At 59.7% G+C, this 18,980-nt stretch carries 17 protein-coding genes and 8 pseudogenes; 7 read left to right on the top strand and 18 right to left on the bottom strand.

Annotation, left to right across the window (positions count from 1 at the left end; genetic code table 11):
- Window positions 1-615: 615 nt before the first annotated feature.
- Window positions 616-776, bottom strand: a pseudogene (locus P6U30_RS10480) (P-type conjugative transfer protein TrbL); the annotation flags it as partial.
- A 351-nt stretch (window positions 777-1,127) separates the two neighbouring features.
- Here P6U30_RS10480 and P6U30_RS10475 point away from each other — a divergent pair.
- Complete coding sequence (locus P6U30_RS10475) at window positions 1,128-1,610, top strand: glutamine amidotransferase-related protein (protein WP_407169116.1); 483 nt, start codon at window positions 1,128-1,130, stop codon at window positions 1,608-1,610.
- Window positions 1,611-2,029: 419 nt separating this feature from the next.
- The gene (locus tag P6U30_RS10470) at window positions 2,030-2,776 is read left to right on the top strand and encodes a LuxR family transcriptional regulator (RefSeq protein WP_407169115.1); all 747 of its coding nucleotides are present in this window, start codon (window positions 2,030-2,032) and stop codon (window positions 2,774-2,776) included.
- 581 nt (window positions 2,777-3,357) lie between these two features.
- Here the strand turns inward: P6U30_RS10470 and P6U30_RS10465 are convergent.
- From P6U30_RS10465 to istA (P6U30_RS10445), 5 genes and pseudogenes are all read right to left on the bottom strand, one after another.
- Window positions 3,358-3,429 (bottom strand): hypothetical protein, encoded by a 72-nt coding sequence (locus P6U30_RS10465; RefSeq protein ID WP_407170415.1) that lies wholly within the window; start codon window positions 3,427-3,429, stop codon window positions 3,358-3,360.
- A gap of 33 nt (window positions 3,430-3,462) precedes the next feature.
- Complete coding sequence (locus P6U30_RS10460; RefSeq protein ID WP_407170681.1) at window positions 3,463-3,624, bottom strand: hypothetical protein; 162 nt, start codon at window positions 3,622-3,624, stop codon at window positions 3,463-3,465.
- A gap of 584 nt (window positions 3,625-4,208) precedes the next feature.
- A pseudogene (locus tag P6U30_RS10455) lies at window positions 4,209-4,337 on the bottom strand (transposase); the annotation flags it as partial.
- Between the two features lie 47 nt (window positions 4,338-4,384).
- Window positions 4,385-5,265, bottom strand: a pseudogene (gene istB, locus P6U30_RS10450) (IS21-like element helper ATPase IstB).
- Window positions 5,265-6,578: an IS21 family transposase gene (gene istA / locus P6U30_RS10445; RefSeq protein WP_407169114.1), complete on the bottom strand. Its 1,314-nt coding sequence runs from the start codon at window positions 6,576-6,578 to the stop codon at window positions 5,265-5,267. Before istA (P6U30_RS10445) ends, istB begins: the two are co-directional and overlap by 1 nt.
- 330 nt (window positions 6,579-6,908) lie before the next feature.
- Between istA (P6U30_RS10445) and P6U30_RS10440 the strand changes: the two genes are divergently transcribed.
- Both P6U30_RS10440 and P6U30_RS10435 read left to right on the top strand, forming a co-directional pair.
- Window positions 6,909-7,541 carry an acyl-homoserine-lactone synthase gene (locus P6U30_RS10440; RefSeq protein ID WP_407169113.1) on the top strand — a complete coding sequence of 211 codons (633 nt, stop codon included), beginning with the start codon at window positions 6,909-6,911 and terminating at the stop codon, window positions 7,539-7,541.
- 67 nt (window positions 7,542-7,608) lie between these two features.
- Window positions 7,609-8,562 (top strand): LysR family transcriptional regulator, encoded by a 954-nt coding sequence (locus P6U30_RS10435; RefSeq protein WP_407169112.1) that lies wholly within the window; start codon window positions 7,609-7,611, stop codon window positions 8,560-8,562.
- 217 nt (window positions 8,563-8,779) lie between these two features.
- Here the strand turns inward: P6U30_RS10435 and P6U30_RS10430 are convergent.
- A pseudogene (locus P6U30_RS10430) lies at window positions 8,780-8,911 on the bottom strand (conjugal transfer protein TraI); the annotation flags it as partial.
- 86 nt (window positions 8,912-8,997) lie between these two features.
- Between P6U30_RS10430 and P6U30_RS10425 the strand changes: the two are divergent.
- A pseudogene (locus P6U30_RS10425) lies at window positions 8,998-10,064 on the top strand (IS630 family transposase).
- On the opposite strand, the pseudogene P6U30_RS10420 reads toward P6U30_RS10425, so the two are convergent.
- From P6U30_RS10420 to P6U30_RS10400, 5 genes and pseudogenes are all read right to left on the bottom strand, one after another.
- Window positions 10,056-10,374: pseudogene (locus P6U30_RS10420) on the bottom strand (TrbI/VirB10 family protein); the annotation flags it as partial. The pseudogenes P6U30_RS10425 and P6U30_RS10420 sit on opposite strands and share 9 nt — an antisense overlap.
- 187 nt (window positions 10,375-10,561) lie before the next feature.
- Window positions 10,562-10,832, bottom strand: a pseudogene (locus P6U30_RS10415) (helix-turn-helix transcriptional regulator).
- A gap of 119 nt (window positions 10,833-10,951) precedes the next feature.
- On the bottom strand, window positions 10,952-11,452 hold the full coding sequence (locus tag P6U30_RS10410; protein WP_407169111.1) for a DUF2285 domain-containing protein: 501 nt from the start codon (window positions 11,450-11,452) through the stop codon (window positions 10,952-10,954).
- A 79-nt stretch (window positions 11,453-11,531) separates the two neighbouring features.
- A complete protein-coding gene (locus P6U30_RS10405; RefSeq protein ID WP_407169110.1) occupies window positions 11,532-11,723 on the bottom strand; it encodes a transcriptional regulator domain-containing protein in 192 nt (63 codons plus the stop codon).
- Between the two features lie 154 nt (window positions 11,724-11,877).
- Entirely contained in the window at window positions 11,878-12,156 is a 279-nt protein-coding gene (locus P6U30_RS10400) for a DNA -binding domain-containing protein (protein WP_407169109.1), read from the bottom strand.
- Window positions 12,157-12,372: 216 nt separating this feature from the next.
- On the opposite strand from P6U30_RS10400, the gene P6U30_RS10395 reads away from it, so the two are divergent.
- Together P6U30_RS10395 and P6U30_RS10390 are read left to right on the top strand one after the other, a co-directional pair.
- Window positions 12,373-12,624 carry a helix-turn-helix domain-containing protein gene (locus P6U30_RS10395; protein ID WP_407169108.1) on the top strand — a complete coding sequence of 84 codons (252 nt, stop codon included), beginning with the start codon at window positions 12,373-12,375 and terminating at the stop codon, window positions 12,622-12,624.
- A 577-nt stretch (window positions 12,625-13,201) separates the two neighbouring features.
- Complete coding sequence (locus tag P6U30_RS10390; RefSeq protein WP_407169107.1) at window positions 13,202-13,312, top strand: helix-turn-helix domain-containing protein; 111 nt, start codon at window positions 13,202-13,204, stop codon at window positions 13,310-13,312.
- Window positions 13,313-13,513: 201 nt separating this feature from the next.
- Here P6U30_RS10390 and P6U30_RS10385 read toward each other — a convergent pair whose 3' ends face one another.
- The 6 genes and pseudogenes from P6U30_RS10385 to P6U30_RS10360 form a co-directional block, all read right to left on the bottom strand.
- Window positions 13,514-13,753 carry an ATP-binding protein gene (locus tag P6U30_RS10385; protein ID WP_407169106.1) on the bottom strand — a complete coding sequence of 80 codons (240 nt, stop codon included), beginning with the start codon at window positions 13,751-13,753 and terminating at the stop codon, window positions 13,514-13,516.
- A gap of 62 nt (window positions 13,754-13,815) precedes the next feature.
- A pseudogene (gene istA / locus P6U30_RS10380) lies at window positions 13,816-14,348 on the bottom strand (IS21 family transposase); the annotation flags it as partial.
- Between the two features lie 58 nt (window positions 14,349-14,406).
- Window positions 14,407-15,267 carry an alpha/beta hydrolase family protein gene (locus P6U30_RS10375; RefSeq protein WP_407169105.1) on the bottom strand — a complete coding sequence of 287 codons (861 nt, stop codon included), beginning with the start codon at window positions 15,265-15,267 and terminating at the stop codon, window positions 14,407-14,409.
- A gap of 297 nt (window positions 15,268-15,564) precedes the next feature.
- Window positions 15,565-16,401 (bottom strand): Crp/Fnr family transcriptional regulator, encoded by an 837-nt coding sequence (locus tag P6U30_RS10370; protein WP_407169104.1) that lies wholly within the window; start codon window positions 16,399-16,401, stop codon window positions 15,565-15,567.
- 829 nt (window positions 16,402-17,230) lie between these two features.
- Complete coding sequence (locus P6U30_RS10365) at window positions 17,231-17,899, bottom strand: helix-turn-helix domain-containing protein (protein WP_407169103.1); 669 nt, start codon at window positions 17,897-17,899, stop codon at window positions 17,231-17,233.
- Between the two features lie 391 nt (window positions 17,900-18,290).
- The gene (locus P6U30_RS10360; RefSeq protein WP_407169102.1) at window positions 18,291-18,767 is read right to left on the bottom strand and encodes an Lrp/AsnC family transcriptional regulator; all 477 of its coding nucleotides are present in this window, start codon (window positions 18,765-18,767) and stop codon (window positions 18,291-18,293) included.
- Window positions 18,768-18,980: the final 213 nt, after the last annotated feature.

Below are 18,980 nucleotides of genomic sequence, written 5' to 3'. Positions count from 1 at the left end.
TCGACGCGCCCATCAAGCCGCAGCTCGAAAGGCGCATCTCAAATCAAAAAACGCACTGTAGTGCTAGCACGCACCCTCGTCAAACACGACGCGCACCATATTCCGCGAGCGGCACAGCGATTGCTAGGAACGCGGAGCAAAGAGGCTTGTGGCCGCGGTCACCCTGATTGCCGCGCGGCACAAACCCGAATTGCGGCCACGTCTTGGTGTTCCGCAGGTAAGCGCATGGATAGAGTGAAGCTTCTGGCGCGGGACGCAGCGGTATGCTGCGGGCGACAAAGCGGTTGCGCCAGGGGCACTTCGCCTGACCGCCGATCCACGACGGCGTGGTGCATCTAAGTGCGACTCAGCTCGCGATTCTGCTCGACGGTCTTGAGTGGCCGCGGGTCTCACCCAAGCCTGTGAAGAAGTCGACCATTGTTGGCTGAGAGGTAAAGATTTCGCTAGAGGTTCTTGCGCTTGTATTGTCTGGTCATGGCGATTTGCCCCGACGCTCTCCCGACCGATCCAGAGGCTCTGACCGAGATGGTGCTCACGTTTGACGCCGAGAACGAGAAGCTGCGCGTGCGATGCAGACGCTCAAGGACAATCTTCGGGAAGCGCTCGGAGCGGCTTGCCACCGAAGCCGGCCGTGAATTGGGAGAGCAGCGTCGAACCGGTATCGACAATGACGGCGAGCCTTGACGGTTGAGGAGATCACGTTGCTCACGTTCGACGGCAAAGGCCGTCTTTCCGAACAAGCCGAACGGGATCAGCACAAAGCCTGCAAGGGTCGTTTATTTACCAAGCGGCTACCGACGGTGCGGCCAAAAGCAAGACGCACAACTCGCCTCGGCGAGAGCCAACTGGCAATCGGCTTTGCGGTCGGCGGTGAGCTCCTGGTGGCTCCGTGACCGTAGCGACAAAGGTGTGATCGATGCAAGTCATTGCGGACATCGAGTGGCGCGAGAGGTCTGTTGCGGGCCCGATCGGGCTCATCGGCTTCAATTGGCGGATACGAACATTGCGATTCGCACCGTGCCGATCGACGACGACCTCGCTGTGTTTCATGCAGGGTAGCGGGATAACGGCGATGTCGAATCCTGAGGCCGAATACCACGAGACGCTCGCCAAGGCGCGGCGAACCTTTGGTCCTTTCGCACCTAAACATCTGGTGCATCTTGATTGTCATCATCGACAACTACGGCTCCTTCGCCTTCAACATTTTTCACTATTTCCTCAAGCTTGGTGAGGCAAGGGAAGTGGTCCGGAACGGCGCGGTCAGCGTCACCGATCTTGTTGACCTCAAGCCGCGCGTGGTCGTGACGGTACCTGCACGCCATGGAGGCCGGATACCACCGCCGCTGTCCACGAACTTTCAGGTCGCGTCCCATTTCCTCGGGATCCGCCTCGGGTACCGATGTATGGGAGCGCTTTCGGCGACAGCGTGGCGCGCGCGTCCTCCGATGCACGGCCGGCCTTCGTGCGTAACGCACGATTGCCAAGGGCTGTTCAAGGAACTCCCGCCTCCATTTCGCGTCGAGTGCTACCATTGTCTGGTCGTCGAACTCGATGAGCCATCCGCACCGCATCTCTCGGTCACAGCGCGTTCCGAAGAACATGGCCCATAGAACATCGTTATCAACCAACTTATGACGTGCAGTTCCATCCGGACTCGATATTACCCAACGAGGCCACGCGCTACTTCCGCAGCTTCTTGCAACTCGCAAAAGCCTTTGGGAGCACGAGGATCGAAGACATGGCGCAAAACTGTGGAACCAGACTGTGAGCCGCTGACAGTTTTGATCGATGCAAAGTGCGAAGCAAGCCACTCGCTGATTGAGGGGACCATGGCGAAACTCTAGGCGGAAGATGCCGTCTTCCTGCTTTCGCCGCATTTGAATCCGAAGGTTTTCATCCGCGGAACTCCAAGCTTGCATGGCTTCGCTGATCGAACGGTAACTATGCGGCCCGAGGTCCCGGCTTCTGTATGAGCCCGACCAACAAATTAATTACCTCGCACGGTCGATCGAGATGTTGGCAAGCGCCGATGAGCAGGCACGCAGCGCGTTCATCACAGACATATGCGATCATTCAGACTTTCGTCGATCGGCTGGCCGAAAGCGTAGACCGACACGCTGCTCAACAAAGCATGGCTTATATCACCGCGGCGCTGAACTTGTCGTGTTTCGCATATCTTGCGCTACCAAACAGGCCGCGCACTTCCCCCACTTTAATTTCGACGTATCCATCCTCCTGGACAGCTCTCTATTTGCGGCGCAAGTACGAATCGATCGATCCTGTTGTACGTCGGGCAATCCGCCAGACTGAACCCTTTCGATGGGGACTCGGATACGAACAGCGAGATCGGTCGGAGTCCGAGCGTGAGCTATTCGAAGAAGCTGCGGGATTTGGCATTCGTTGCGGACTCACATTTCCAATCCACGATAATGGAGGTGCGATCGCCGCACTGAGCTTTGCTACCGACGAGCGCCGGGCCAATTTTGAGCGCTCGATAATCGAACACGCCCAGAATCTGCGACTAATCGCAATGTTTTTCCACGCACATGCAAGGCGCCTCTTGGCGACGGATCGCGTCGTCGGTGGGGTGGTGTTATCTCCTCGCGAGTTCGAATGCCTCGAATGGTCTTCTCGCGGCAAATCTGCCGGAGAGATCGGGATTATTCTTGGCATCTCTCAGCGGACCGCTGGCTTTCATCTGGATAACGCCCGAGCGAAGCTCGGTGTTCGCTCGCTTCGGCAAGCCGTCGCGCTTTTAGCCAAATCTCGAAGTTAGACCCATGCCTCACAATAAATGTAACCGGTATGAGCTTCCACGTCTGCAGTGATCAGCGCGCACGCGCGTAGCGGGTCGGCACCCACTATTGGCGCATGACCTCGACGACGTCAGTAATGTCGGTATGGGCATTGCGCAGGAATCCCTCGGTGTCGCGGCCTGGCCTTGGCGCTCCAAGCAGTGGATGTCCTTGATTGTCGACGCAATGCAGCAGGATGGGCAGGAGCGTGATTTATGTTGCGGATGTCGAGCAGCGGGGCCCAGGCCGCTAGTCTCAGCCGCATGGCGGCATAGAATCCCTGGCACCTTTCGTTCGCGAGTGTCACAGCATCTCGACCATGCCACGTTTCCAGTCCCCGCCACCTCGAACGCAGTGTGCGGATTTCCCGCTCTGCGCTCTCCTGTCTGTTTCACCTCAAGGGTTATGGGACCTATCCTGCTGGCACGACTTTCAGCACACATGCCGAACCCGATAGCCGTTGAACAGCTTCAAGTTTCGTACCGCCATTGCCTACTCCACCGCATCCAGCCGAAGCCCTTTCGTCTCCGAGCTCGCATCATATGGCGCCGAACCTTCTTCTCTACCCAGCCTTGAAGCTAAAGCACTCACCGGAGTTTCCAACCGCGAAGTAATTCACCCAACCGCGTAGCACCGGGTTGATCAGCGTGATCAGCTGACCGACTGGTTACGATTGTCGGCGGCGGAACATATCCTTGAGTTTCCGCAGCAGCGCCGTGCGCTTCTTGAGATTTGGCGTGTAGCTTGGACGCCAAAGCCCGCGACGACTGCGCGCACGTCGGAAGTCAAAGCCGAGGAAGCCGAAGTTTTCGCCGTAGCCGAGGTCCACGGTTCGACTCTTCTCTTCGTTGATCTCAACTTGTAGAGCGGCCAGTTCCTCCCGGAGGCGCCTCTCAACCTCCGGTAGCAACCAGCCCTGTGGGCCAACAGCTTGGGGGGCGGCAAGCAATGTCCGGTACCCAGTGCTCTGCCCGTCTTCGATGTCGCCGCAGACGTTTGTATTTCGACATCGCCCATTGCGCGAGACATTGGTCGAGATGGCGTAGTGTCGCTCACCAGCGCCGATAGCGTGTGCACCGACTCGCGAAAGTCGACCGGCTGTGCCGCCAGCACGACCTTGAGGTCAGACCGTAATGCAATCAACGGATACGCCGAAGCGCCGATAGCACTGTCGAAAAGCGTCGCCAGTTCCACTCCGGGCTCGACCCGGACGTGTGCCCCGCCCACCTCGATCTCGATCATCCCGCCAAGCTTGCCTGGGGGCGATGCGATCTGCGGCAGCACCTTATGCGCGGACGCTAACCGGTCCGGCTCGTCTGCCGTCGCCGGACCGCTCTCGGAAGCGATCCGAACCGGCACGAAGCCTGGCGCCTGAAGGCTCGCTGCCGTCTCGAACCTGCGCCGCCACACCGTCAGCAGCCCACCGACAACGCCGTGGCGCCGAGCGACCTCGGAAATATTGGCCCCTTCCTCGAAGCTCTCCGCCACGATCCGGCCTTCTCTTCCGCTGTCCAGTGCCGTCACCGACGCTGTCAAAGCCATCCGGAACTGCCCCTTTGCGTCGTGAAGAACTGCCCCCACCATCGGGTTCATGATGTCGGTTGAAGATTGGCTCCGCCGCTGACGGGACGGAGGGAGGCGGAGCCGACCGGAGGGCGTATCGGGCGGGCGAGCGCCGAGCCGTCAGCGGCGGGCGGCTTGATGAGGCGCTCTTTCGCTTGGCGCGGAGCCGGTAGCTGTTGCCGCGGATGGTCAGCACGTGGCTGTGGTGCAAGAGCCGGTCGAGGATCGCGGTGGCGACCACCGGATCGGCGAACACGGTGCCCCATTCGGCAACGCTGCGGTTCGACGTGATCGACATGGCGCCGGTTTCGTAGCGGCGGCTGACCAGCTGGAAGAACAGATGCGCCGCATCGGGCTCCAGCGGCAGGTAGCCGAGTTCGTCGACGATCAGCAGCTTTGGCTTCGCCAGCGCGAGCAGTTTCTCGTCCAGGCGCCGCTCACCATGCGCCTTGGCGAGGCCAGCGACCAGCGTCGTCGCCGTGGTGAACTGCACCGGGTAACCGGCCAGGATCGCCTCTCGCCCGAGCGCGATCGACAAGTGCGTCTTACCGACGCCTGGCGGGCCGAGCAGCAGCACGTTCTCGCCGTTGGCGATCCAACGTGACGCGGCCAGGTCGCGGATCTGCTTCGGATCGATCGACGGCTGCGCCTCGAAGTCGAAGCCCGCAAGCTCCTTCACGGCCGCGAAGTGTGCGAGTTCCAGCGCCATCTCGATGCGGCGATGATCCTTGCGCGCGATCTCGCGCTCGCACAGCAGGATCAGCGTCCCACGCCCCGATAGGTTCGCGCGCGCCGCCTCATCGAGCAGGTTGTCGAGCTGGTCGCGGATGCCGAATAGCTGCAATCGCGCCAGCATGGCGTCGAGCCGATCGATTGGTGCTTCGGTAGCCTTCTTTGTGCGCGCCATCAGAAGCTCCCTCCGATCGCTGCTTCGTATTCGGCAAGAGGACGCAATAACGAGGGCAGTGGAGAAGGCGCTGGCACTGTCGGTGTCGCGATTACCGGTCGGCAGACCGCGCCATTGCGGCCGGCAACCCCGTCTAGGTGGGCGGAATCGACGATCCGCAGCCGGCGACCTTCCGATTGCCTGTGGACCGCAACCTCGCGCATGCCGTGGCGGATGCGCACCTCGCCGGCCACAACGGTCTCCGCCACGCGCTCGCCGATCAGCCGCCACGGCACCGAGTAGCTGTTCGTGTCGATCTCGACGGCACAATCGTTGCCGACGACGCGGGTCAGTTCGCGCAACGATCCGAACGAGGGCAGCCCGCCGAGCGGCTTCAACCGGTGTGCCTCGTCACGCACAAAGCGAGCGATCGGCGCCTCGCCGGTGGTGCCATGGATACGCACGTTCGCCACCTCACGCTCCCACTCGGCGAGATGCACCTCAAATGCCTCCCAGCTCGCGAAGGAATGCCCCGCGATCGCGTTCTTCTTCACGTAGCCAACGCCATTCTCCGTCTTGCCCTTCGTGCGCGCCCGATACGGCGCGCAGGCGCGAGGACGGAAGCCCCAATGCTTTGCAAACGCGATGAGCTTGTCGTTGAACTGAACCGATCGGCTCACCGCGTCGTGGCGCACCACGAGCGCGCGTGGATTGTCCATCAGCACTTCCTCCGGCACGCCGCCGAAGGTCGTCGTGAATGCGCTCTCGAGCCCGGCGAACCAGTGCTCTTGCTTCTCGCCCCGGAACGCACGGACATGCAGCCGCCGCGAATGCCCGAGCGTCGCCACGAACACGAATGCCTTGATCTTTACCCCGCCGATCTCGACCAGACGCTCCCCGAAGTCGATCTGCAGCTGTCGGCCTGGGGACGTCTCGAACCGCGTCGTCGCCAGCGCCTCCGCCTTCAGCGCCTGGCGATAGGGCTGCACGGCGCGTTGCAGCGTTCGCCGGCTGATTGCCACCCCTTTCTCGGCCAACAGGTCCTGGCGCACCACATCCGCATTGCCGCGATGCCGAATGAACCTCTCGCGCAGCCAGCCTTCAAGGCCATCGAGCCGCTTCGCCCGGTCAGGCGACTTGAACGGCTTCACCCCGCCCGCCGCCACGTAGTCCTTCACCGTGTGATGGCTGCAGCCCAGCTGCCGCGCAATCCGCTTCAGACCCCACCCGCACGCCCTCAGGCGCAACATCTCCGCCACGTCATCCGGCGTCTTCATCACCTGCCCCCGTGGATCACTCCACGACGAGCCTTCCGTGATTCGTTCCTCGTTCATTCGCTCTCTCCTCGGCTATCCAAGGAGGGGCAATTCCTCGTGACGCCGAGGGGGCAGTTTTCCATGGCGCGCGACACCGACGCCGCCCTGTGATCACCTCGATCCGACGATAGGAGCCGCCTTCCTGCGTGGTATCAAGCATGGCTTCATGCATGGCATCTGCTACATTCCACCTCCAAAAGACAGTTCATACCCCGCTGTATTGCAGCTCATTCGCGCGATGCCCAGGTGGGGCTCATACCGGTTACCAATAAACACCTGTGCGATTGCACAGGATGCGGTTGCCTTGGCTTCCTGCTTGATTTGCCGAATCAAAGCAGGGAAGCAGGAATGATCCAGCTCATTACGCCACCGTACTACGGCGAGTTTATCGACGATCTTGCCGAGATGCACCGGCTGCGCTATCGCGTTTTCAAACAGCGCCTGGATTGGAATGTCGAGGTCAGCGGCGATATGGAGGTCGACGAATTTGACGTCTTGAGGCCAGTTCATCTGCTGCTTCGCTCGACGGATGGGAGGATTCAGGGGTGCGTCCGCCTTCTGCCGTCGACTGGCCCAACCATGCTTAGAGAGATTTTCCCAATTCTTCTGGACGGACAACGTGCGCCACGAAGCGCTCAGGTGTGGGAAAGCAGCCGCTTCGCTCTCGATGTTCGTTCTGATGCACCGAAAGCGGCCGGTGGACTTGCTGCCGCCACCTACGAGCTCTTTGCGGGTATGATCGAATTTGGTCTCTCCACTGGATTGACAGAAATCGTGACCGTCACCGATGCTCGCATGGACCGCATTCTTCGGCGTGCAGGATGGCCGCTTCGTTCGATCGGAAAACCTCGACCGCTCGGAAATACGATCGCGCTAGCGGGCTATCTCGAGGTATCCACCGATGCTTTGGAGCGCATCCGCAAGGCTGGGCGCATCTCAGGTCCGGTGCTCTGGGCCCCAGTCATCCAAGCTGCCGCTTAGGCCTTCGGAAGCAGGTACAAGTCTCAATCGCTACTTGGGCGGCAGCCCCGCTCGATAAAGCCTTAAGATGCACAATTTCCATCGTCGACGGCCTTCCCTTCAGGCCAGCAAAGCTCTCGATCTGAAACACCTGAGATCGGCGGTTGCCGCGGCCGATTGCGGCAGTTTTCGTCAAGCTGCGGAGATGCTGAGGTCGCAACAATCGAGCCTCAGCCGTAGAATTAGCGAGATTGAACACCACTTGGGCATTGCTATTTTTGAGCGCGGTAGTGGCGGTGTGCGCCCGACGCGGGCCGGCCGCAGCGTTCTCCGGCTAGCAAGGACCATTGTGGAAGAATTCGACTCACTTATCGCAACCGCGAGGTCTGTTCAGAACAGCGAAACCGGCCGTCTGAGTGTCGGCTTCTGCACCTCGCTTTCGGCAGGCAATCTGCAAGGCTCGCTGCTCGAGTTCAAGCGGCGATTCCCGCAGATCGAACTTGCGACGGCGGAACGATCGCGAGCGCGTCTGGCGGCGGCGCTTCGCAACGGCGTGCTCGACGTCCTGATCGTGACAGGGAGCCTGCCATTGTCGGACGCCGAGTCCTTACTGCTGTGGAGCGAACGCGTCCTGGTTGCCTTCCCCCAAGACCATCCCCTCAGTTCGCGAGAGCCTGTCTACTGGACTGACCTGCGAGGGCAGACGGTGCTGCTGAGCCATTACGATCCCGGAAAGGAGTTTGAAGATCTCCTGGTTTCCAAGCTCGTCTCGCCTGAAGATCGTCCCAAAATCGAGCGCCACGACGTCAGCCGCGGCATCATCAAGAGCCTGATCAGCATGCGGGCCGGCATAAGCCTCGTGCTCGAATCTGACATGGGGGCTAACTTCGCCGGCCTGACCTACCGAGAGCTGCGCGACGGCACGGGCCCCAGCCGGTTCGACTTTTCGGCCTATTGGCGAGCCGACAACCAAAACCCGGCGTTGGCCGCCTTCCTCCAGTTGCTCTCTGAGCGCTATTCCTCGCCTCCGCTCGGACATTGACGTGTCCATCGAGCCTTCTGGAAGACTTCTGTCCGCTGCGGTGAACAGCACCACATCGGTGCAGCATCAGTTTGGCTGGATCCTGGATCGGCTGCCCCGTTTCCAGCCAGGATTTTAGCGTAGTCTACAAGATTCCGGTGGACGCTCGCCGGCAATTTCGTGTGTCGTTTTGGTCTGCTTATCGTCCTCGATCGCATCGAGTTTAAGCTTGGCGGTCTCATCCTCTGTACGGCTCAAGCACCAAGTCGCGATTCACGTCACGTCGCATCGGAAATCCCGGACGCATCGTCAATGTCGGCTGAATGTTGAGATTGCGGCAGACCGCCTGCTGGCCCGTTTTATCGACTGATACCAATCCGCTGAGGTGCTGACTCACGACGGGCATTCCCAAATCAGAGGATCGATGATTCAACATGGCAACTGGAGGGAGTTGCCATGGGCCAGCCGATTGCGGTTCGAACGGATTTTTCAGCGGTTGAGCTTCGCCGGCTCGCTTGGCGGTCGAAGGACAGCGATCAGGTCCGGCCTTCTGGCGATCGCTGCGGTGCTCGATGGCGCATCGCGGGCGGAGGCCGCCAAGGTTGGCGGGATGGACCGGCAGACGCTTCGTGACTGGGTGATCCGATTCAACAAGCAAGGGCCCGATGGTCTGATCAATGTTCCCGCGCCAGGCGCGCCGGCGAAGCTCAACACGGAGCACCGGGCGTTTCTGGCGCGGATCGTGGACGAAGGGCCGACCCCGCCCATCCACGGCGTGGTGCGCTGGCGGGCCTGTGACCTGATCATGCGGCTGCATGAGGAGTTCGGCATCTCGGTGTCAGACGATACGGTCTATCGAGCCCTCAAGGACCTCGGCTTCTCACACGTCAGCGCCCGGCCGAGAGCGTACAAGCAGGATCCCGCGGCGATCGAGGCATTAAAAAAACTTCCACGCTCGCGTGGAGGAAATCCGCAGCAGCCTTGCGCCGGACACGCCGGTAGAGGTGTGGTTTCAGGATGAGATGCGGGTGGGGCAGAAGAACAAGCTCACCTATCGCTGGGCTAGAAAGGGATCGCGGCCGCGGGCGGCTCCCGACCAGCGCACGCAATCGACCTACCTGTTCGGCGCCGTGTGCCCGGAGCTCGGAACCGGCGCGGCACTGGTTCTGCCCCTCTGCAACAGCGAGGCCATGCAGCTTCATCTCAACGAGATCGCAAGCAAGGTCAGCCATAGCGCCCACGCCATCGTCATTCTCGATCAGGCCGGCTGGCACGGAGCGAAGGAGCTGAAGATCCCGCACAACATCTCGCTGATGCCGTTGCCGCCGCGTTCGCCCGAGCTGCACAGCCAGGAGAATATCTGGCAGTTCATGCGCCAAAATTGGCTGTCAAACCGCGTCTTCAAATCCTATGAGAACATCGTCGATCACTGCTGTTACGCCTGGAACACTCTCATCGATCAGCCGTGGAAGACCATGTCAATCGCGCTCCGCGATTGGGCCTATATCGGTCGATCAATTTGAGGATTGGTATGAATCCCCTGCCCCACGTAGCGCAGCGATGACGTCGCTGGTGGCGTTGCCAACGTCCGCCCCCCGAATTCACCTCGATGCCGACGGCGAGCAGCGTCGAAGGGGCCGCCGCCCTCAACAATTCTTTCCAATGGTTTGTCGACCTGCCCCTCAAGACTAGAGTAACCCGCGGCGTCCGCTCCAGGCTGCCGCTCGATCGAACCGCCATTCGGCATGATGGAGGCGTCCAGACCAGGAGTACGCACGACTGGCCAATTGCGATCTGGCTGTCGTACGTGCCAATCAGCCGGCTTCCTTGCGGAGGCACGGCTTTGACCCGGATGTGATGGTTCCCGCGGAAGTCGACTGGTACAAGGCGTTTTGACTTTGCCGGTTAAAAGAGCGGGTAGGCCATCAATCTTAGGGGTCACGGCTGTCAGATCGCCGGAAGGGCACTGAACAGATCGAGCTGGCTGCGCTCTGAGTAGCGCCTTCTATGCGATGGGTTGTCATCCGACTGTATACCGAATAGGTGTTTGGCGTTTGGCTGGCAACACCAATCCTGCGCCGGTATCGCTCGTCGACGTCTTGGCTCCGCGGTCAACCCGCGCTGTGAGATCTTCAAGCGCACAGACGACGCGGTCGCTCAGCTCGCTGGTATGTCGGGCGCGTGCCATAGGTGCGGTGTTTTTCGAGTGTGTGCCTAGGACAGGCCGAGAAAGCGCGCAGCTTCGGGCGTGGTAGGTATCGCGGTGGCACGCCGGCGTTCGGATCGGACATATTCGGGCCCCGCGTCACCGTCTGGAGCGCGGCCGCGTTGGGGCTCGCGTCGCCGGTCACGATGGCGGAGTAGTCTCGCTCAGAGCATACATGCAGATATAATTTTCGGTACCCTGGCCCTATTCCTTGCGAGATGTTGGGCGAAGCAATGCGCGATAGCCACCGCGCACCAGCGCACGGCCAGCCTGCACCAGGCGGATCGTTCGGCTACGAATGTCATGGGTCTTCCAACCACGTTCAGGGATGCGTTGTCTGCCAAACAACACTTCGGCGATGACGCGATAAGATGCGCCATCCGTGTGCCCATCCAGCGCTCGCAGCGCCAACGCGAGCCTTTCCCGCTGCTGTGCCGAAAGCCGATGATGCGTAGATCCCGCCGGGCGACCGTTAATGGCGCGCCACAGCCGATGTGAAGCATAAGCGCGAATTTCGTAATCCGCATCGTACGGCAGTTCGGCGGAGTAGAGAGCCCCGAATTGGGGCGCCTGTTTCAGCCAAAGGTGATGTTGCACTCCCTGAATGCACAATACGGCATGCCAACCGTCGGACGCCCGCTTGATACTGCCCGATGCAAGATCAGCAAGAGGTAGCGCTGTGCCGATGACCTGCGAGGCAGACACCCTCCGCACGACTGGCACCACGCTCGGCAAAGCCTCGGGTGCCCAGAAGATGGTTTGCTCGAAGAAGGACCCCTGGGGGTCATGAGCGAAAGCAGATCCCCCACCTCCTTCGGAATTCGGCGCCCACGTCCCCGCCTTTCGTGCGAACCTCCCGATAAGCAATCCGGTAGTTTAAACTTCGCCTGAGCGATTCCCAAGCAAAGTTTGCCCTGTCCCCTGCTTTGATCGCGCGCTGATATGGCTCCGGTGAGCGCCAGTCGAACTCCGACATGCAACTGATCCCCAAATAAATTGCGACGCAAGGTCTATGAAGCCGTGGGTTGTGAGGCAAGTCGCTAATGTCGCATCGCGTGATGCGCAGGAACGATCACTTCGGAATAGAAGAAACCCATTCTCGATCTGCGATCTCAGATGACAAACGTTTGCTATTTGGAGGCTGCGCCGCGTAACAAATGACGGTAACCATGGTCCGCCATCCAATTGGCTCGTGCCAGGTGAGTATCAAATGCATTGCGGGCGCGCGCCGGTTCATGATCTGGATCGATACGCAACACGATGCGAGCGACTTCCTTCCAGTCGGCGCCCTCGGCCGCGGCATCAAGAAGGCGCCAATAGGTCGCTAGATGTTGTTCATCGTAGATCGTAAGCACTGGAGCACCCGGAGCCGAATCGGCGACGTCAGGATCGAGTGGCAGCGTCTGCATGGTTCTTACCATCAACTTGGTTGCTCAACTTGCTCATTCTCCGCAAGGACTGCCACACGACTGCCGTAATATTGCAAGCCTAGGCATAAACCTCGCAGAATGACTTGTCGCGGACGTATTGCCTCGAGAAGCGTCCCAGATCCCAATTGGTCTCGCTTGGCAAATACATACTATAGGAGATAAACATCATAGTGTGTAAAGACGCAACTTGCGCAGATGGACATGCGCAAGTTGGTAGGCCGGAATTTCTCCAGGCTGCGGAAGCAGAAGGGCTTCACGCAGGAGATATTCGCCGAGGCCTCTGGCTTTACTCAACAGTATATCAGCGGCCTGGAGAATGGCCGGCGCAATCCGACCGTGGTGACGTTGTTCGAACTCGCAAGCACGTTAGGCGTCAGCCACGTCGACCTTATCCTGCCTGATGAAGAATTTTTCAGGCGCCCCAGAGCCCCAAAGCCAAAATCATAGACCCCGCGTTAAATTCGGATCACCGGGTTTGCAGCGCGCTGCCTTTGGCGCCAGCTCAAAAAGAGCCCGTCCCCGAGCAGATCGGGGTAGGGCTTGACCGTAATGCCGAGGATGCCGAGGACCATCTGCGGATCAGGAAGCTGTAGTGGCTGTTGACCATAAGATAGCCGAGAGCGGCTTTCGCGCCGACCATCTCGGAGGCAACGAGCACCAGCATGGCGGACGCGCTGAAGGCGAATACCGACAAGAGTGAGCAGAAGCGCAGCCGGAGGCCCCCCCTTGCAGAAGAGTTGCTGCGGCGTCGCTCCCATGGTCTGCGCAAACTTGATCAAGAACGTTGTGGGTGGCGTAGTTGCCAACGACGAGATGGATATCCAGTTGGGCCGGCACATTAGCTTCAACTCGCACCCCACATGGCTCCTGTCTACACTTCAGACCCCGCGTTGCCGCGACGCCCGCAAGACTCGGTTGCGGCTTGCCTGGTTCGGCTTTGGCCGGATGGGACTTCCACCCACAAGAAGCCATCAGCTTGGCATGACTCCCAGACAGTGGTGTAGCTGGTAGCAAAGGCGAACGCATGGAGAGAGGAGAAATCACTCTGGATGAAGCCGCCGCTGCGTTGAAGGTCAGCCCATCGACGGTTCGCCGCCTGATCGCGGAGCGAAGCTTGCCCGCACACCAGCTGTAAAGGCGCACCCTGGATGATCAAAGCGCTTGATCTGGAGCACCCTGAGGTCAATAAGGCCGCAAAAGAGCGGCGCTTCCGGCGCCCGTCGTCTGGCGATCTCCGCCAAAGAGAGCTTGAACTATAATGGCATAGCGAGGTGGGCAGTATGAATCGGACTCGAGCGGTCCGAGCAGATGCACCGCCTCGGCGCGATCGATGAACCTACAGCTCAGCGAGCGCCATGATGCGGTTCCTGTCGAGCGAGGGTTGGAACGAGAAGTCGAAGCCGTCAAGGATCTTGACTGCCGACAGGCGCGCCATCTGCAAGGCCATTTTGACGCGCCGGTTCTCGCGCAGGGAGAGCTCCTCGGCGAGCAGCATGTCGGGCGCTTCGACCGTGGTTGTCTCGCCGCGTTCGATTCCGCGCAGCGTGACGTCGAAGATTTCGAGCGCGCGCGGCATCTTCAGGCCGACAAGATTGCGTTTGACCGATCGACGACGGCCGGCGCGGCACCGGTCGGTTTGCCGCCCACGCAGATCGTGCCTTCGTGCGACACGCGGCGTTCGAGCCGGAAAACCGCCTGATAGGGCACAAGCGGCAAGGGCTTGAGGGCGTCCCTTTCCGCGGCGAAGGCTTCGTTGACGACGCGCCGGGTCGTCGCATGCACACGCGGATTGGCGACGGTGTCGAGCCAATGCCGCAGCTGACTGTTCAGATCTTTAAGATTGCGGAAGGTGCCGGCGAGGAAGAAGTCCTCCCGGATATAGCGGAACGGCCGCTCAACCCTGCCTTTGGTCTTCGCCCTATAGGGCCGACAGGCACGCGGCTGGAAGCCGTAATGGCGGACGAGATCGGGGAGAGCACGATTGTAAATCACGAGCCCGTCCACATCCTCACCAAGGACGGCGGTCTTCATGCGGTCGTATAGGATCTCGCACGGCACGCCGCCGATCGTCTCCAGCGCGGCGATGTGGCAGCGCAGGACCATCCGCAAATCCTGGTGCAGGACAAAGCGCACCAGATCAGCCGGGAGTGGCCGAGCACCATCGAGAACAGAAGTCGGCTTTGGAATGATCACTGAACCGATCGGGGGCCGCTTGACCGCGCTCGCCACTCATCCGCGATGTGCGAGCTTGTGCTCTAGCCATTCGAAGATGCAGTCGTCGTAAGAAACGAAGTTTTCGATCTCCCCCGCGGGGCTCCGGATCATTCGCGGTATGGCCAACTCGATGTCGATGCGAGCGGCCACGCAGTCAGCTTGAAGTTTGATCGCCTCCGACACGCTGACAATGCCGCGGCCACCGGCAACCACGAGAACTGGGCATCTCAACTGGCGTACCAATCGCGAGCGAAGCCTCGACACTACGTCTTCATCGATGACATCTGCAGCCTTTGTCATCCAGCCTACAGATGCCAGCATTCGCGCCCAATTCCAAAGGCCACCGTCGCAAACGGCCGCAGCAACGCGGCTGTCAGATGCCGCGAAATCAGTTGCTAGAGCAGCCGACAAGCCTTCCCCGTAGACACCAACTCGAGTGGCATCCGTGTCGGGCTGAGCCGACACATAGTCCAAACAGCAAGACAGCAACATGTCCGGTTGGACGCCCAAGCGAGTTGAGACGTCGTCATGAGAAATAACCAGAATAGACATGCCGCGACCAGTCACGGCTGGCAGCAGTCTCCCGAGCAGCCTAACTCCAGTTTCTTGTTCGCCACTGATGCAAATGACCGCTGGCGCGCATATCTCTGGATTACCGGCGGACAAATAGTAGGCTGGAAACTCAATTTGATCGTCGCACGCAATTTGCACCCTCTCGAGCTTCTGCCGCAGAGACAATCCGAACCTCTGAATATCGGTCGCGACTCTTGCCGAAATGTCTCCACTTTTCGGATCGTCATCATCAACTAGGCGCCGGGCCATTTCAAAGGCAGTTAAACCACAAAGCCAAGCTTCGGTCGCCACATCGAAGGCCATCTCCTTAAGGCTCCGCTCAGCACGGAGGCACTGAGCGTCTCCAATTTCAGTCCATCTTGCGCCCCAGTTCTGCCGGTCTGTCGAGCCACAGGAGATTTCAGCAGCTAAATTGTCCAAGAATATCGCGACGTCTCGCCGCATGGACGCAAGATTCGCCCTCACATGGGGCCACTTAGGGCTCTCCATTTTCACAAGAATCCTCCAAACTGCTTACAGCTCAGATTGAGCGCGCAACCGTTACGGAAGAAACCGAGCCGCCGCGCCGAAACCATGAAGCACAGTACCTTGCCAAATCTGCTAGCTCGCCGGCTCCGGCGACAAGCATGCGGATTGAGACGAGGCATAAGCGCTTGAGACTAGCTTGTAACAACAGCATGCCTTTTGCTCGAGGGATTCGCGCTCGTCGATCTGCAGGACGCCGCGCGTCTTGCGAATCACGCCTTGTTCTTCGAGTCGGATCAGCGTTTCCGTAACGCCGGCGCGGCGCAATCCCAGGACAGAGGAAAGGTAATCATGGGTAACCGGCAGCACGCGAGCATCCACAGCATCACTCGCTAGGCACAGCCAGCTGGCGAGCCGCTGCTCGCGATCGTGCCGAACTCCGCACAATCCTGCCTGGATGCATTGAAACGTCAGCGCCTGAAGGTACTCAAAGAGACGCTCCCGGATCCCCGGTCGCTCCTTCATCACCCGACGCAAATCCTCAACCCGGATCCTGTGCGCGCTTCCGCGGAAGAGCACTACAGTTTGATGGTTGGAAGAATGTCCGCCCCAGAGGAACGACATGCCGATCACACCGCGATATCCTATGACGGCCGTTTCAAGCATGCTTCCCGCCGCGACAATCCTTAGCGAGACGAGGCCCGATTCCATGAAATAGACGTGCTCGACAGGCCTTTTCGGCTCTTGCAGAATCATACGTTCTCTCAGGACGATCGGCTCAAGGAACTGCCCAATAGCCGAGAGATCTTGCAGAGGAATTTTTGCAAGAATCGCGTTTTTGACGAAGGATTGCCTATCAGGACACACAGTAGCAGGCCGGCGAAGCATTTGATGTGTGCCGGGCACCGGCTTGAGAGGTGCATTTCCGGAACTGTCAAGCGCTTCCAAGACAGCAGGCACGAGGTCAGTCATAGTGCGGTCCGTCCCCTAGCATCTGAAATTTCTGCGGGCCCGACCCCGTGACTGTAACGACGATTTGATTTTGATTAAATGCAATGAGCCTCGTGTCGACGCTCGAATCCCGCTTTCAGGAACCCCTTTTCGACGGATTGCGACCTATTCGTCCGGCGACGCTTTCAATTGCCCGGAAATTCTCTTCGAACTAAACCATGGCACCCAGCGTGATGCGGCACAGCCCGCGCCCGCATGACCGCGTTGCCGGGCGCCAGGTCGCTGGTGCGGCCGAGATATCTGTGCCTAGTCACCACGATCCGCCCGCTCAGCGAGACCAGCCCCTCGTCTCCTCAATGAGTGACATCTATCATCGCATGCACCGCATCCTCCCCTATGTTGAGTGTCAGCGAAATTCGCAAAAGGACTGCGCCCCGGCGGCACAGTTGGCCGCCAAATTCCAGGGCCGTTGCGGCCAGCCGTGCAGACGCGATCGGCTCGGGACGTTCCGCGGAATCAATGACCGGCACACCCTCGACCTCGTTCCACAGGTTGATCGGGATGCTTCCGGGCACTTTCGAGATTGGCAAGCAGCACGAGCATGCCGAGCCGATCCTAGATGCGCTCCCCCAGCCCGACAATCCCGCCGCTGCGCACGATGATGCTGGCATGCCGGACACCAAGCGTCGATGTGGTCCTGCAGTGCGCGGCGGCCGATGATCTTGGCGCTGAGCTCAAGCAAGGTGTCGACAATCGCGATCGACGATAGATGGCAAGTGCGACCTCGATCGCAATCTCGTCGACCTCTCAACGTTGTTCCCCTCTCGCCGAATTTGAGCAGCCGGCAACGTTATTCTGCATATATGATGATCGTGATGAACTGAATGCGGTCATCCAGCAGCTTTTCCGGACCGTGAAGAACGCCGCCCGAGAATGTGAAGGCATCGCCCGGCTCAACGAGAAACGTTCTGTCGCCAAAGCGATACTCCATGCGGCCGCTCAGCATGTAGATGAATTCAGTGCCAGGATGCTGAAACCGCGGATAACTCTCGCTCTTCTTATCCATGTTGATGAGGAAGGGTTCGAAGAGCTTCCGCGGCCCCTTGTGATATGAGAGCAAGCGATAGGTGTGCCCGTGCTTGGTCCCTGAGCGAACGACCTCCATTTGGTCAGAGGCCTTGATCAGTTGAGCCTCGCCGCTTGCTTGCTCGACCTCACTAAACAAGGTCGGAAGGTCTGTTCCTAGGACCGCACAGATACGCTCGAGCAGCATAAGGCTGGCGGTCGACTGCCCAGTTTCAAAGCGGCTGAGCATTGGGACCGAAATGCTTACGGCCGAAGCAACATCGCTGAGCGTAAGCCCCCGCTCGACCCTGGCACGACGAATGGCAGCGCCCGTTCTCTCGTCGATCGGCGGCTTCGCGACCGCTGTTTCAGCGGGAGGAGGAGCCTGCTCCACAGCCCGTCCCTTCTTGACATTGCCCCGGCGCTTGTGGTCGGCCCGCTTGACCTTGCTCAATTCGACGTCTCCTGCAGGAATTCACTTGTGCAGGATATGACGTCTTGAGCATTTTTGCACCTACCGACAGCACTCCATCGCCTTTTTGCCAATGCTGCCCAGTGTCCCTACGTATTCTCGCGCAGAATCTGTCCTGGCGCACGCGTGCCCGCCAGCCATCGCCGCCTCAAGATCATCAGGATTAAGCTCGCACTCCTTTGGGGCCCGTTCGCGATCCACGGCCGACCCCATGGCGAGAGCAAGAACGTGAGCATGACAGCGTACGATACAAATTCGGGTTAGTCGATGCGGACGATAGTCGCCGGCTCAACAACCCCGAGGTTCACAGAGAGACACCAAGTCGGGTGCACTGAAGGAGGCGCCATCTAATCCAGTGTGACGTCAAGTTTGATCACCTGCACGCGATAGACGCCATTGGTAAAGTGAAGCCGGCCTTGAATCGATCCAAAACGACCATCGTGTCAATACGCTTGATGTCTGGCGTTTCATTTACGAGGCGCCGGGTGAATTGCTCGTACTCTTCCATACTATGAGCCGTCACCAGCAGGACGATTTCGGCCTGACCGGTCACGTAGAATCCGCTCATCACCTCAGTCATCTTGCAGATTGAGCGCTTGAAGCGATCAAGGATGTCGGCCCGAGAGCGCTCGAACGAAATGAGGACCAGTACGGTGACGTTTCGTCCGATGGCTTTCGGAGAAATGATTGAAACGTCCGCTTCTATCACGCGTTTCGATCGCAGGCGCTTCAGTCGACGCTGAACTCCGGATGCAGACAAGCCGACCCTTTCGCCGAGCGCTTCACTGCTCAGACGATTGTTGTGTTGCACGAGATCAAGAAGACGAGCATCGAGTATGTCGAGTTCCATGGCTGCGCTGCCGTCAACGGAGTGCGATCGCCTGCTCCAGGCGCACGGAGTGGGTCTGCCAAGTGGGCCTGTAATCTTAAAGACCTCCTCTCTGCGACCGTGCACGAATGTTACGGCTCCACAGTAGGTCCTTCGGCCTTACGAGCATGTATTCCAGGAGCTATTTCTGCGGCTGCCGACGATGAGCAGCGAGCCCCTAGCAACACTTGGCGA

Source organism: Bradyrhizobium sp. ORS 111 (assembly GCF_045571485.1).
GTDB lineage: Bacteria > Pseudomonadota > Alphaproteobacteria > Rhizobiales > Xanthobacteraceae > Bradyrhizobium.
This window is presented reverse-complemented; position numbering and strand designations above follow the sequence as displayed.